At 37.7% G+C, this 13,755-nt stretch carries 11 protein-coding genes; 7 read left to right on the top strand and 4 right to left on the bottom strand.

The genetic code is table 11. The features are described 5' to 3' along the window. Position 1: 1 nt before the first annotated feature. Both MKJ01_RS03665 and MKJ01_RS03660 read right to left on the bottom strand, forming a co-directional pair. Positions 2-2,449, bottom strand: coding sequence for a bifunctional UDP-N-acetylmuramoyl-tripeptide:D-alanyl-D-alanine ligase/alanine racemase (locus tag MKJ01_RS03665; protein WP_241611890.1), 2,448 nt, complete (start codon positions 2,447-2,449; stop codon positions 2-4). Positions 2,450-2,637: 188 nt separating this feature from the next. Next, positions 2,638-3,231 carry a thymidine kinase gene (locus MKJ01_RS03660; protein ID WP_241611892.1) on the bottom strand — a complete coding sequence of 198 codons (594 nt, stop codon included), beginning with the start codon at positions 3,229-3,231 and terminating at the stop codon, positions 2,638-2,640. Positions 3,232-3,292: 61 nt separating this feature from the next. Between MKJ01_RS03660 and MKJ01_RS03655 the strand changes: the two genes are divergently transcribed. From MKJ01_RS03655 to fabG, 3 genes are all read left to right on the top strand, one after another. Beyond that, a complete protein-coding gene (locus tag MKJ01_RS03655; protein ID WP_241611894.1) occupies positions 3,293-4,807 on the top strand; it encodes a hypothetical protein in 1,515 nt (504 codons plus the stop codon). 8 nt (positions 4,808-4,815) lie between these two features. Continuing rightward, complete coding sequence (rsmI, locus tag MKJ01_RS03650) at positions 4,816-5,490, top strand: 16S rRNA (cytidine(1402)-2'-O)-methyltransferase (protein WP_241611896.1); 675 nt, start codon at positions 4,816-4,818, stop codon at positions 5,488-5,490. Between the two features lie 260 nt (positions 5,491-5,750). After that, positions 5,751-6,494, top strand: coding sequence for a 3-oxoacyl-[acyl-carrier-protein] reductase (gene fabG, locus MKJ01_RS03645; RefSeq protein ID WP_241611897.1), 744 nt, complete (start codon positions 5,751-5,753; stop codon positions 6,492-6,494). 130 nt (positions 6,495-6,624) lie between these two features. On the opposite strand, the gene MKJ01_RS03640 is transcribed toward fabG, so the two are convergent. Then, positions 6,625-7,665: a GMP reductase gene (locus tag MKJ01_RS03640; RefSeq protein ID WP_241611898.1), complete on the bottom strand. Its 1,041-nt coding sequence runs from the start codon at positions 7,663-7,665 to the stop codon at positions 6,625-6,627. Between the two features lie 181 nt (positions 7,666-7,846). Here MKJ01_RS03640 and MKJ01_RS03635 point away from each other — a divergent pair, with 181 nt between their 5' ends. Genes MKJ01_RS03635 through MKJ01_RS03625 form a run of 3 tightly spaced genes read left to right on the top strand, consistent with a single transcriptional unit; the run spans position 7,847 to position 10,262 of the window. Further along, on the top strand, positions 7,847-8,611 hold the full coding sequence (locus MKJ01_RS03635; protein WP_241611899.1) for a prolipoprotein diacylglyceryl transferase: 765 nt from the start codon (positions 7,847-7,849) through the stop codon (positions 8,609-8,611). After that, positions 8,608-8,841, top strand: coding sequence for a hypothetical protein (locus MKJ01_RS03630; RefSeq protein WP_241611900.1), 234 nt, complete (start codon positions 8,608-8,610; stop codon positions 8,839-8,841). Before MKJ01_RS03635 ends, MKJ01_RS03630 begins: the two co-directional genes overlap by 4 nt. An 11-nt stretch (positions 8,842-8,852) precedes the next feature. Continuing rightward, positions 8,853-10,262 carry a radical SAM protein gene (locus MKJ01_RS03625; protein WP_241611901.1) on the top strand — a complete coding sequence of 470 codons (1,410 nt, stop codon included), beginning with the start codon at positions 8,853-8,855 and terminating at the stop codon, positions 10,260-10,262. Positions 10,263-10,319: 57 nt separating this feature from the next. Here MKJ01_RS03625 and surE read toward each other — a convergent pair whose 3' ends face one another. Then, the gene (gene surE / locus MKJ01_RS03620; RefSeq protein ID WP_241611903.1) at positions 10,320-11,090 is read right to left on the bottom strand and encodes a 5'/3'-nucleotidase SurE; all 771 of its coding nucleotides are present in this window, start codon (positions 11,088-11,090) and stop codon (positions 10,320-10,322) included. 328 nt (positions 11,091-11,418) lie between these two features. On the opposite strand from surE, the gene MKJ01_RS03615 reads away from it, so the two are divergent. Further along, a complete protein-coding gene (locus tag MKJ01_RS03615; RefSeq protein WP_241611904.1) occupies positions 11,419-13,752 on the top strand; it encodes a TonB-dependent receptor in 2,334 nt (777 codons plus the stop codon). The last annotated feature ends 3 nt before the right edge of the window (positions 13,753-13,755 follow it).

The following is a 13,755-nucleotide window of genomic DNA, read 5'->3' as shown; positions in this document are numbered from 1 at the left end:
GTTAATCTTTTATATATATACGCTTCACGCGTGGTGAAATAGAAGTTAATACTTCGTAGGTGATGGTTTGGCAATAGGCTGCAAATTCTTTCAGGCTTGGCTTAGAATTGAAAATCGTTACAGGATCGCCCTCTTTTACATGAGGAATATGATCGATATTGATCATCATCATATCCATACAAATACTTCCTACGATAGGAGCTAATGTTTTATGTATACCTACATTTCCAGTCTGGTTCCCGATCATTCTGGGAATTCCATCTGCATAGCCAACAGGAATGGTGGCAATTTGGGTAGGCTGATCTGCTTTAAACCGCCGGCTGTATCCGACCGATTCGCCTTCTTCTACAGTTGAAATTTGTGAAATAACCGTTTTAAAGCTTACTACAGAATGCAGTTGTTTCTGTATTCTGCTGTTTGGTGATTCTCCCAACATCCCGATGCCGATTCTGACCATATCATATTGGTGGTCTGTATAGCTTGTAATGCCGGATGAATTCAGCACATGGCGGATAGGAACGTAACCTAATTTTTGTATAAGGTAAGCTGAATTTTGTTCAAAAATCTTTAGTTGATTCAAAGTGAACTCTTTTTCATCCGGTAGATCTGATGATGACAGATGACTGAAAATACTCTGGACTTTAAGATTTTTATTACTTAAAATATTACTTAAATGATCCAATTCATTGTCTTTAAAACCAAGGCGGTGCATTCCGGTTTCCAGCTTAATATGAATTGGATATTCTCCATCATATCCCGATTTCCGGATGGCCTCATGAAAGAGTTCCAAAACCCTGAAGCTGTAAATTTCCGGCTCCAGATTATACTGGATTACCGCTTCATAGCTATGCTGTTCAGGATTCATTACCACAATAGGTACGGTAATTCCTTTTTTTCTAAGTTCGACACCTTCATCTACAAAAGCTACGCCCAGATAATCGATATGATGGTGCTGTAAAAACTCCGAAATTTCATAACTTCCCAATCCATAAGCATTGGCTTTTACCATAGCCATCATTTTGGTTGAGGGCTTTAATAACGATTTATGAAAATTGATATTGTGAAGAACAGCATTTAAATTAATCTCTAAGACCGTATCATGCTTACGGAGTTCAAGAAGATCTTTAAGCCTTTCAATTTCAAATTTTCTGGCTCCTTTAAGAAGGATGATCTGATTTTCTATTTCGTTAAGATGTTTACTGTCAATTAATTCCTGGGTGCTAACAAAAGTAAACGTTTTACCTTTGAATAATTCACTAAATTTTGATATTTCATCACCGATAAGGAAAACATAATCGAATTTCTGTTCATTGACCAGCTCTGAAACTTCTTCATACAACTGATGATAATCAGAACTTACACCAATCATATCCGTGAGAACGAGCGATCTTTTTTGCTTTTTGTATTCATTAAGAAATTGCAAAGCAGTTTTAAGAGAATCCAAATCGAGATTAAATGAATCATTAATGATGATATTGTTTTTAATCCCTTCAATAGATTCAAGACGCATCTCTACGGCTTTTAAATTGTTGATTTTTTCAACTATTTTTTCATTGCCTATATTCAATTCCTTCAACAAAGTAATTAGTGAAAGGACATTCATTAAAGTGGCTTCAGATCTATGATGAACCGGAAAGCTGATTTCTTCATCAAAATAAAGAACAACAACATTTTCATTTTTAGAAATATCGGCTTTAAAATAAACCTGATTGCTTTCAGCAAAACCGTATGAGATTAATTTTTTACCTGAATAAAGCTGTTTTATTTTATTTTCAACCAATATATTATCTCCATTGTAAATGATTACTTCGGACTTTTTAAAAAGCTTAAGCTTTTCATCAATCAGTTCTTCCTCATTTTCAAAATTTGCCAGGTGGGCGGTCCCGATATGAGTGAGTAAACCGATTTGCGGATGGAATATATGCTCCAGTTTTTCCATTTCGCAGGGCTTGGAAATGCCGACTTCAAAAATGCCCAGTTCATACGCACTGTCAATTTGAAGCAGTGAAAGAGGAAGACCGATTTGAGAATTAAAGCTTTTAGGACTTTTTACTGTAATATATTCATTCCAGAGACACTGATAAAGCCATTCTTTTAAAACCGTTTTACCGTTGCTTCCTGTAATGCCGATGGATTTGAGGCGGGAATTTTCAAAATGGTAACGGGCCAGTGTCTGAAGAAACCGGATGGAATCTTCAATAATAATCCATGTAATATTTTCAAACTGATCATATCTGTGTTCGGAAATAATCACGTTAATTCCCCTGTCAATGGCAGCTTCAATGAATTTTTCACCGGAATTTTTATGGGTATTAATGGCAATAAAGGCAGTATCCCGGATGGAATAAATAATTCTGCTGTCAAAAGCAATATTTTTGATAATCGATTTATTATCTCCAATAACTTTTGCATTGGTGATGTCTGCAATTTCTTGTACGGTGTAGTTCATTGGTGCCTTTCTGCTATATTGCTATTTGGATTTATTTTAACGCAAAAAAGTTGCTTTTTGCTACGCTTTAAAACTAAAAAAATAAAAAGTTTTCAAAAAGCTGATGTTATGGAATTATGTGAGATATATCCTCATGTAGTATTTAATCCTCAGGCTTCAATAAATCAACTCTTTAATTTCAGCCTAATTTAAGTATTTTTTCTTTTTAAAAGTACTTCATCGATAAAAACACGGCGGCTTACTGCTTCGTAGCTCTCTGTTTCACCCAACTCTACCAGATTACTTCCTTGGGAAATCCTCATGGAATAATTTGCCAGATTGCCGGTTCTTTTACAGATGGCATGTACTTTTGTAACATATTCTGCAGTGGCCATCAGGTTGGGCATCGGACCAAAAGGTCTGCCCAGGAAATCCATATCCAACCCTGCAATTACAACTCTTATCCCACTGTCTGCAAGCTCATTGGCTACATAAACAATGCTCTCGTCAAAAAATTGCGCCTCATCGATTCCCACCACATCACAATTGGAAGCCAGCAAAATAATTTCATTGGGATTCTCTACTGGTGTACTGCGGATTTTGTTCTGATTATGAGAAATCACGTCTTCTTCAGAATAGCGCGTATCCAGTTTCGGTTTAAAAATTTCTACATTCTGCCCCGCCATTTCTGCCCTTCTCAGCCTTCGGATTAACTCTTCGGTTTTCCCGGAAAACATGGAACCACAAATAACTTCCATCCAACCGCTTTGTTTGGAATGATTAATTGTATTTTCTAAAAACATTTGTTAAATTAGCCGTATATTTTTAAGATCAAAAGTAAGCAATTTTAATAAGATTCTTAATATGCATAACATCCAAGATTTAAAGGAAAAAATTTTTTTCGACTCCAAGAATATGATCAGTATTCTGGGCAAAATTAACTACATTGATGAGTTAATTTCCAAGCAGGATCTTGTAGATGAGCTTGCGGACAGGATTTCTTTTTTACGTTTGCTCGAAAAAAATATTGAGTATTACGGAAGCCAAAATTTTTCTCAGGATTTTGCTTCGGATCATGTACAGGAATTAAGAAATGAAGTAATAGAAGAAGAAGCCATTTTTAATAATGAGCTCAACGAAATCAATGAAGGTGCCCAGGAATCTTTTTCAGTGGGTGCTACTGAAGAAGAGGCCATTTTTAATAACCAGTTGAATGAAATTGTCGAAGGCGAGCTCCATGAGACTTTAATTAATTTCGCCGAAGAGAATGGGGAAGGAGGAATTGATGAAATTTCTGAAAAAGGAAACCTGGATGAAGTAACGGAAGAAGAAGCAATTTTCAATAATCAGCTGAATGAAATTGACCAGAATGAATCTTCTGAGTATAGCGGAGGCATTTTAGATTTTGTTGATGAAGAAAGAATCCTTGCAGATTCCGAGCCTGAACATGATAAAGATATCGATGAGGACATGTTTAATGAAAAAACTACTCAGGAAGAAGCTCTTTTTAATAACCAGCTGAATGAGATTGATGAATTTGAAAATGAAATTTCTGATCACGAGGGAAATGTCTCAAATGATTTTAACGAGGAACAAAAAATCCAAGACCACTTTCAATCTGAGGTAAAAAATGATCAGAATAATTCTCAAACCGCCGCCCATCAGATTCCGAGCATTTTTGATATTGAACCTTTGGAGGATGAAGATTTGTTGATTGAAGAAAATGAAGAACAGTTTACATTATCGGACAGGTTAATAGAACAGGGCGAAATGCCGACGGATACTACAAATGCCGAAAATATAGTCATTGAAATTAAAAATGAATCAATGGCTGAAGAAAAACAGGAACAATCAATTTTAGCGGAAATCAATGACAGAAGAAAGATAGTTGAGATCAACAGAGGATCTCATGATACAGAAAAAGATACGCATGCCTCTGATGAAAGCTTTGAAAACCTGGATGCTTATCAGCAGGAAAAAAAGATAAAACTGGCCAATATAAAAGGCTTGAAAGCTGTTCAGTCACTTTTCGGAGATGATCATTTGGAAATAAAATGGCCTGAAGAGAAGACTACTTCTACAGATAAAGAAGACAACGTCGGAAGTCTCCTTAAAACCAATATTTCAACCGGCTTTATGGAAGCGGAAAAGAAAAAGCCAGAGTTTAAGCTGGACCTGAATGACAAAATTGCATTTTCAAAGACACTGTTTGGGGGAAGCCAGTCTGAACTGAACGAGGTAATAGCGCGGCTTAACAGCTTCAAAACACTGGAAGAGGCGAAAGAGTACCTGAGTGATCTCTACTATTCCAGAAAATGGAATAAAGTAGATGAATACGCACAGAGGCTCTGGATATTGGTGGAAAATAAATTCTTATAAATTACATTTTGAGCGGAATCCTATATTTTGTTCCTACTCCGGTAGGAAACCTGGAAGATATGACCTTCAGAGCAGTGAAGGTATTGAAAGAAGTCGATTATATTTTATGTGAAGATACAAGGACTTCCGGAATACTTCTGAAGCATTTCGAGATCTCCAAACCGTTGAAATCCTATCATCTGCACAATGAACACCAGGCAACGGAAAAAGTAATTACAGACCTTAAAAGCGGACAGAACATTGCTATTATTACGGATGCCGGAACCCCGGGCATTTCAGATCCCGGCTATCTTTTGGGAAAAGCAGGGGCTGACCATCATATAGAGATGATCTGCTTACCGGGAGCTACCGCTTTTGTTCCTGCCCTGGTTGTATCAGGACTGCCGAATAATGAATTTTTATTTGCCGGATTTTTACCACAGAAAAAAGGACGGCAGACAAAGCTTAAACAGCTTGCTGAAGAAAAGAAAACCATTGTTCTGTACGAAAGCCCCCATAAAATTAATACTACACTGGAACAGATCAAAGAATTCTTTGGAGAGGAAACCAAAATTAGCCTGAGCCGTGAAATCTCCAAAAAATTTGAAGAAACAAAGCGCGGAACCATCAATGAACTGATTGAATTTTCGAAAAGCAAAACATTAAAAGGGGAAATTGTTCTTATTGTAAACAATTCTATTTAGTTAAGAATTTATTTTTGTTATCTGCTATGTATTGAAATCCTATCATACAGGAATAAGGCAAAAATTAAAGATTTACCTGCTATATTAATCAATTAGAACACTAGAATTTACAATAAGAAGAATAAATTTTGCTAAAAAAGTGATTTCAAATGTATTGAATAATATTTTGTAATATCTTTGCGCACTGTTAATTCAGTATAATTAATGTTTATATCGGTCATATAAGAAATGACTGGTAGTTTACAAGAAAACGTCAATATATGAAACTATTAGAAGGAAAAGTAGCACTAATAACGGGAGCTACAAGAGGAATCGGTAAAAGTATTGCTGAAATGTATGCTCAACAGGGAGCAAAAGTAGCATTTACGTATGCCGGATCTGTAGAAAAAGCCAAGGAATTAGAAGCAACTTTAAGTTCTGTGACTCAAATTAAAGGGTATCAATCTGATGCATCAGATTTTGATGCAGCTCAAATTTTAGTTGAAGAAGTAATGGCAGAATTCGGACAGATTGATATTCTGGTTAATAATGCAGGAATTACGAAAGATAATCTTTTATTGAGGATGGCAAAAGAAGACTGGGACAAAGTTTTAAGAGTGAATCTGGATTCTGTATTTAATCTTACCAAAGCGGTTATTAAGCCGATGATGAAGGCAAAATCAGGCTCTATCATCAATATGACTTCTGTTGTCGGAATCAGCGGAAATGCAGGCCAGGCAAATTATGCGGCTTCTAAGGCAGGAGTGATAGGATTTACAAAATCTGTTGCTTTGGAATTGGGGTCAAGAAATATTCGTTGTAATGCCATTGCACCGGGATTCATTGAAACAGAAATGACAGCTGCTATAGATGAAAAAGCGACTCAGAAATGGGCAGAGGCAATCCCGATGAAAAAATTAGGGAAAACGACAGATATTGCTAACGCATGTGTGTTCTTAGGAAGTGAGATGGCTTCTTATATTAACGGTCAGGTATTGAATGTTGACGGTGGCCTTTTAACATAGATCAAAAATCAACAAAAAGTAAGATTTTATTTTTTACTTTTAATTATAAATCGGTCTGATATACATCGTAATACATGTATTTCAGACCGATAATTGTATAGTTTCAGCACACTTAAGGATGATAGATATATTATTCTTTAAATATTTGATTTTCCTGCTCCTGTACTCTGATAAAAGTCGTTCTCTTTGAAAGCTGTTTTAACGTTGAAGCTCCAACATAAGTACAGGTTGACCGTACACCGCCTAAAATATCCCTGACCGTTTCCAAAACCGGACCTTTATAAGCTACTTTTACGGTTTTTCCTTCAGAAGCGCGGTATTCAGCAACTCCTCCTGCATGTTTATCCATTGCCGTTTTTGAGCTCATTCCATAAAACATACGGAATTTTTTACCGTTTTCTTCAATGATTTCGCCGCCGCTTTCGTCATGTCCTGCAAACATGCCACCCAGCATGACAAAATCTGCACCGCCGCCGAAAGCTTTTGCAACATCTCCCGGAACTTTACAACCTCCGTCTGCAATGATGTGACCGCCCAAACCGTGAGCGGCGTCAGCACACTCAATAATAGCAGAAAGCTGCGGATATCCTACACCGGTTTTCACGCGGGTTGTACATACAGAACCGGGCCCGATACCCACCTTAATGATATCGGCACCTACCAGAAGCAGCTCTTCCACCATTTCTCCTGTTACCACATTACCTGCAATGATGATTTTATCCGGAAATTGGGTTCTTGCCCTCTTTACAAAGTCTACAAAATGCTCAGAATACCCATTGGCTACATCAATACAGAGAAATTCTATTCTGGGATGCTTTTCAAGGATGACTCTGATCTTTTCTTCATCCGCTTTTCCGGTTCCGGTACTTAAAGCGATATACTGGTGAATATCTTCGGGTTGGGAATTCAGAAATTCAGACCATTCCTCTATAGTGTAATGTTTATGAACAGCTGTAATGATTTTATCCTTAGCGAGTTCAACAGCCATTTCAAAAGTCCCTACCGTGTCCATGTTAGCGGCTATAATCGGAGTTCCCTTCCATTTCTTTTTCGTGTGCCTGAAGGTAAATTCCCTTTCCAGATCAACTTCCGAACGGGATTTCAATGTGGAACGTTTCGGACGAAACATCACGTCTTTAAAACCCAGTTTTATATCATATTCTATTCTCATAATGTGAACTATTTTAATTAAAATTAGGAAAAAGATTTGACGGAACTTTTAATTTGAAAGATTTTATAAGTAATTTATACATTTTCTACCTGTAATAGAGTATGGCTATATAACAGAAAATGTCTATTTCTTTTTCATCTTTTAATTTTCTGTATTATAAAATAACCCTACTTTTGAATTCATGGATTTTCCTGTTACTTTCCAACTGTTCGGCAAAACGATTTTTGCCCATCCTGTTTTTGAAACACTGGGGATGTTTATCGGGATGCGATATTATTTTTATTTAAAGCGTATATCCAAAGAAAAAGTTTCATTCAACACTTCGGCAGCCATTTTAATCGGTGCAACTGCAGGGGCTTTGATCGGGTCTAAATTAATAGGCAATCTTGAAAATCCATACAGGCTTTTTGAGCATTTTCATTTAAAAACATTCTGGACAAACAATACTATTGTCGGTGGTTTAGCTTTCGGATTAATAGGCGTAGAGCTAGCAAAAAAAATAGTAGGACATAAAGAAAGTACGGGAGACCTGATTGTGTATCCTTTGATACTGGCGATGATTATCGGAAGGATCGGATGTTTCCTGACCGGCGTTTATGAAGAAACCTATGGTCTTCCCACCAATTCAATGTTTGGAATGCATTTAGGGGATCAGTATCTCAGGCATCCGGTGGCATTGTATGAAATTGTATTTTTGATTTTCCTTTGGGTCTGCTTGAAGATGTTTCAGAAAAGGAAGAAGTTTCCTTCAGGATTTATATTCCAGCTGTTTATGCTGAATTATTTTATATTCAGGTTGATGCTGGATTTTATAAAGCCCAGAATAGAACTCATCGGTAATTTAGGAACCATTCAGATCGTATGCATTGGTATAATTATTTATTATATTTATAAGATTAAAAATGAGATCGGTTTATTGCCTAATAAAAACACCAAAACAATATGAAAACTCTAACAATTTTAGAAGTCGGAGGCCTGGAAGGTTTTCTTGCGATGATCATTCTGATGATTATCGGTGTCGCTTTCTTTGTTTCATTGGTTATTACCGTTTTTGTAAAACTTATCTATGAGAGCAAAGACGGCCGGAAATTTTCAAAAAAGCAATTTTGGCAGACTATGCTGATCTCTATGTTAATTTTCGGACTGATAAGCGGAGTAGTCTGCGGAGGAATGTAAAAAAATAAACTATGCCTGTAAGAAATTATACCTATTACGATTACACCATCAGCCTTTGCCCGGAATGCCTGAAACGGGTCGGTGCAAAAATTATCATCGAAGACGAAGCGGTTTTTATGACCAAAAGATGTCCTGATCATGGGTTCTTTAAAACAAAAATTGCTTCAGATGTTCATTATTATAAAAACATAAGGAACTATAATAAAGCTTCAGAAATGCCTGTACACTTCGGAACGGACGTAGAATATGGCTGTCCCTATGATTGCGGACTGTGTGTAGATCATGAGCAGCACAGCTGCCTTTCCATTGTAGAAGTAACGGACCGATGCAACCTGACATGTCCTACCTGTTATGCGATGTCATCACCACATTACGGAAGCCACAGAAGTTTGGCGGAAATTGAAGCCATGTTCGATATCATTGTTAAAAACGAAGGGGAGCCGGATGTGGTACAGATCAGTGGAGGAGAACCCACCATTCATCCTGAGTTTTTCAAAATTATGGATATCGCAAAGTCGAAACCCATTAAACATCTTATGCTGAACACCAATGGGATAAGAATAGCGAATGATCCCGGTTTTGCCGAAAAGCTGGCTACCTATGCACCGGAATTCGAGATCTATCTGCAGTTTGATTCTTTTAAACCTGAAGTATTGGAAGATTTCCGGGGAAAAGATCTTACGGATGTACGGATGAAGGCCTTGGAAAAGCTCAATGCTCTCAATCTTTCTACCACATTGGTGATTGTCCTTCAGAAAGGCAAAAATATTGATGAAATCGGTAAGATTATTGAGTTTGCCTTGAAACAGAAATGCATCCGCGGCATTACTTTTCAGCCTGTGGAAATTGCCGGCAGAAACAGGCAGGATTCTGTATATGAAAAAATTACATTAACGGAAGTAAGGCAGGAAATCCTAAACCAGTTTCCGCTTCTGAACGGAGATGATATTATTCCGGTTCCCTGTAACCCTGATGCGCTGGCTATGGGATACATATTGAAACTAAAAGATGAAACGATTCCTTTAACGCGATATATAAATCCTGCCGACCTGCTGAATAATGAAACGAAAAATACCATCGTGTACGAACAGGATACAGGACTGCAGATGAAGCTTCTGGATATTTTCAGTACAGGAATTTCAGTAGATAAAGTACAGCCGAAAGTTAATCAGCTATTATGCTGCCTTCCCGAGGTGACAGCTCCTGATCTGGATCTTGATTACGATAATCTGTTCAGGATTATCATCATGAATTTTATGGATGCCCATGATTTCGATGTCCGTGCCGTAAAAAAATCATGTGTTCATATCGTCAATAAAGATTTAAAATTGATCCCTTTTGAAACAATGAATCTCTTTTACCGGGACGATAAAATCAAATATCTTGAAGAACTGAGAAGAGAGGATAAGGTTTTGTTTTGACCTCAATTAGGAAAATATTAAAATTAAGGCGTAAATTCATTACGCCTTAGTTTTTAATTAATTAAAATTCATGACTTCCTCCAGTGTTTTCATATACTCATATGCTGTCAAATCAAACTTGATAGGGACTATTGAAATATAGCCATTGGCAAGAGCCGTTTCATCAGCATCTTCAGATTCATCCATATTATTGAAGTACCCGGTCAGCCAATAATACTTTTTACCGTGTGGATTTATCCTTTCATCAAAACTTTCTTCCCATTTTGCTTTGGCCTGCTTGCACACTTTAATGCCTTTTATTTCTTCCTTAGAAAGTTTCGGGATGTTTACATTTAAAACGATTCCTTTCGGCATCGGATTTTCCAGTGTTCTTTTAACAATATTCTGAATATGCTCTTTCGCCTGCGTAAAATCCGCTTCCCAGCTGAAATCAAGTAATGAAAATCCGATGGCGGGAAGATTTTCTACTCCGGCTTCAACCGCTGCAGACATGGTTCCTGAATAGATTACATTGATAGAGGAATTGGCTCCGTGGTTAATTCCTGAAACTACAATATCCGGTCTTCTCGGTAAGATTTTGTCGAGGGCCATTTTTACACAGTCCACCGGTGTTCCACTGCAGGAAAAATCGGTCTGCGGTCCATCAAGCTGTACTTCTTCATAACTTAAAGTAGAATTGATGGTAATCGCATGGCCTTTACCGCTCTGTGGAGAGTTGGGGGCCACCACAACAACTTCTCCGATTTCGTTCATAAAACTGACAAGATTTCTGATACCAGGTGCTGTAATTCCGTCATCATTCGTAACCAGAATAAGGGGTTTTTCCATATTGAAATTTAGTTTTAACAAATATACGATGTAATATAAATATTCAGTGATAATTTTACCATGACAAAGGATATTATCTATATCGGACAGCCAGAATTGGGATTGATGTAAACAGCAGGATGAATTTTTTGTCATTATCTGATAATGTGGGAATATTTTTATATAATCCAACAGTTTCGTACTGCAGTAATATATTATTAAATCGTATTATTGCTGATCATTTGCAGTGAGAATATTTTTTTACGTCATTTGACTGTTGATTTTTAATATCCATACTTACCACTGATTTAAAATTATTATAAGCTATTTTACCATAAAAAATAAATTAATGCAGATATCCCTTTTCAAGATAGCCACTTCCGCAGCAGCAGTCTGTTTCAGTACCGCTGTTTTTGCGCAGCAATACTCAGTAAGTGGTACTGTAAAAGACAGGAAAAACGGCGAATTGCTGATCGGAGTTACGGTAAAAGTTGCTGAGGATCCTACCGTTTCGGTTGTGGCCAATGAATACGGCTTTTACTCGCTCTCGCTTCCAAAAGGAACGTATTATCTAATTGTTTCCAATCCCGGGTTTAAGGATTTTCAGCAAAGCATTACGGTTGAAGATAATATCAAGCAGGATCTGCAGCTGGATTCCGGAGAAGCAGAAGAAAGAACCGGAAAGATTGATGAAGTGGTGATTTCAGGAATTAAAAAAGACAAGAACCTGACTTCCGCACAGATGGGAACAGAAACCTTAAGCATCAAAAATATTGAAAAGCTTCCGGTCTTATTCGGTGAAAGGGATGTTATGAAAACCATACAGCTTCTTCCGGGAATTAAGAGCAACGGTGAAGGAAGCAGCGGATTCAGCGTGAGAGGAGGAGCTACGGATCAGAACCTTATTTTACTGGATGAAGCAGCAGTATACAATGCGTCTCATCTTCTAGGCTTTTTCAGTACTTTTAACAGTGATGCCCTGAAAGATGCCAGCATTATTAAAGGAAACAGTCCTGCGCAATATGGAGGAAGGCTTTCTTCGGTTTTGGATGTCAAGATGAAGGACGGCAACAATAAAGACTACAATGTCAACGGAGGAATCGGGCTCATTAGCAGCAGGCTGAGTGTAGAAGGCCCTATCCAGAAGGAAAAATCTTCGTTTATCGTTTCAGGAAGAAGAACATACGCTGACGTATTCCTGAAAGCAACCGATGACTTCAAAGACAGTAAGCTGTATTTCTATGATCTGAACCTTAAAGCAAATTATCAGATCAATGAAAACAACCGTCTTTATTTGTCAGGATATTTCGGCAGGGATGTTTTAGGACTGGGAGACACTTTTTCTACAGACTGGGGAAATACAACGGCTACTTTACGGTGGAATAGCATCATCAGCAGTAAACTGTTTTCCAATACCTCATTAATTTACAGCAATTACAATTATAATGTAAGCTTAAGCAGCAATAACAACACGTTCGGGCTTGATTCTGTGATTGAAGACTGGAACCTGAAGCAGGATTTCACCTGGTTTGCAGGCAACAGGCATTCAGTACGTTTCGGTTTACAGTCTATTTATCATACCATTACGCCAAGCAGTGCTTCCGGCACAAGTGTAAGCAGTTTTCCTAGAAATTCCAGATATTCCTGGGAAAATGCATTGTACATAAATGATGATTTTAAGGCAACGGAAAAGCTGACCATCAATTATGGGATGAGGCTTTCGTTATTCAGTGTTTTAGGAGGTGATACTTTTAATACCTATGAAAACGGTATAATAACCGGATCTCAATTTCTGGAAAAAGGAAAATTCGGAAAGACATATATTAATCCTGAACCGAGAATCACTGCTAATTACAGGATTAATGAAGTGAGCAGTGTAAAAGGAGGTTATTCCCGGAATACCCAGAACCTGCATCTGCTAAGCAACAGCGGAAGCGGAAACCCTACCGATCAGTGGATTGGAAGCAGCTATACGGTAAAACCGGAAATTGCCGATCAGATCAGTGCAGGCTACAGCAGGAATTTTAGCAATAACAATTACGAACTGAATGCTGAAGTGTATTATAAATCGATGCAGAATCAGATTGACTATAAAAACGGGGCACAAATCTCATTTGATACTGCTGCAGACGTAGAAAGTGAATTGCTTTTCGGAAAAGGAAGAGCTTACGGGCTTGAAATAATAGCCAAAAAGAAAACCGGCAAACTGATCGGCTGGATCTCTTATACCTTATCTAAGACAGAAAGAAAAATAAACGGAATTAATGATAATGACTGGTACAATGCGAGAATGGATAAGACCCATGACCTTTCGGTAGTAGCTACCTATCAGCTGAATCCCAAATGGTCTTTTTCAGGATTATTCTTATACAGTACAGGAAATGCAGTAACATTCCCAACCGGAAAATACGAACTGAATGGGCAGACGATTTTTCAGTACAGCAGCCGGAATGCGGACAGAATGCCAGCCTATCACAGAATGGATCTGAATGCTACCTATGAACCTGGCGGCAACAAGCGCTTTAAGGGCTCGTGGTCATTTGGTATCTATAATATCTACGGCCGCGAAAATGCCTACACCATTACTTTTGAAGACAATCCTGACAAACCCGGAACGACACGGGCAGTGCAGACTTCGCTATTCCGCTGGGTACCTAATATCACCTATAATTTCAAATTTTAACTG

The sequence above is a fragment of the Chryseobacterium sp. SSA4.19 genome (genome assembly GCF_022601875.1).
Classification (GTDB): Bacteria; Bacteroidota; Bacteroidia; order Flavobacteriales; family Weeksellaceae; genus Chryseobacterium.
Note: the sequence above shows the minus strand (reverse complement) of the source record. Positions and strands in the feature narration are given on the sequence as shown.

Excerpts from the sequence above, each read along its gene's own strand:
- MKJ01_RS03665 (WP_241611890.1), bottom strand. The coding sequence starts at position 2,449 with ATGAACTACACCGTACAAGAAATTGCAGACATCACCAATGCAAAAGTT.
- MKJ01_RS03660 (WP_241611892.1), bottom strand. The coding sequence starts at position 3,231 with ATGTTTTTAGAAAATACAATTAATCATTCCAAACAAAGCGGTTGGATG.
- MKJ01_RS03655 (WP_241611894.1), top strand. The coding sequence starts at position 3,293 with ATGCATAACATCCAAGATTTAAAGGAAAAAATTTTTTTCGACTCCAAG.
- fabG (WP_241611897.1), top strand. The coding sequence starts at position 5,751 with ATGAAACTATTAGAAGGAAAAGTAGCACTAATAACGGGAGCTACAAGA.
- MKJ01_RS03640 (WP_241611898.1), bottom strand. The coding sequence starts at position 7,665 with ATGAGAATAGAATATGATATAAAACTGGGTTTTAAAGACGTGATGTTT.
- MKJ01_RS03635 (WP_241611899.1), top strand. The coding sequence starts at position 7,847 with ATGGATTTTCCTGTTACTTTCCAACTGTTCGGCAAAACGATTTTTGCC.
- MKJ01_RS03630 (WP_241611900.1), top strand. The coding sequence starts at position 8,608 with ATGAAAACTCTAACAATTTTAGAAGTCGGAGGCCTGGAAGGTTTTCTT.
- MKJ01_RS03625 (WP_241611901.1), top strand. The coding sequence starts at position 8,853 with ATGCCTGTAAGAAATTATACCTATTACGATTACACCATCAGCCTTTGC.
- surE (WP_241611903.1), bottom strand. The coding sequence starts at position 11,090 with ATGGAAAAACCCCTTATTCTGGTTACGAATGATGACGGAATTACAGCA.
- MKJ01_RS03615 (WP_241611904.1), top strand. The coding sequence starts at position 11,419 with ATGCAGATATCCCTTTTCAAGATAGCCACTTCCGCAGCAGCAGTCTGT.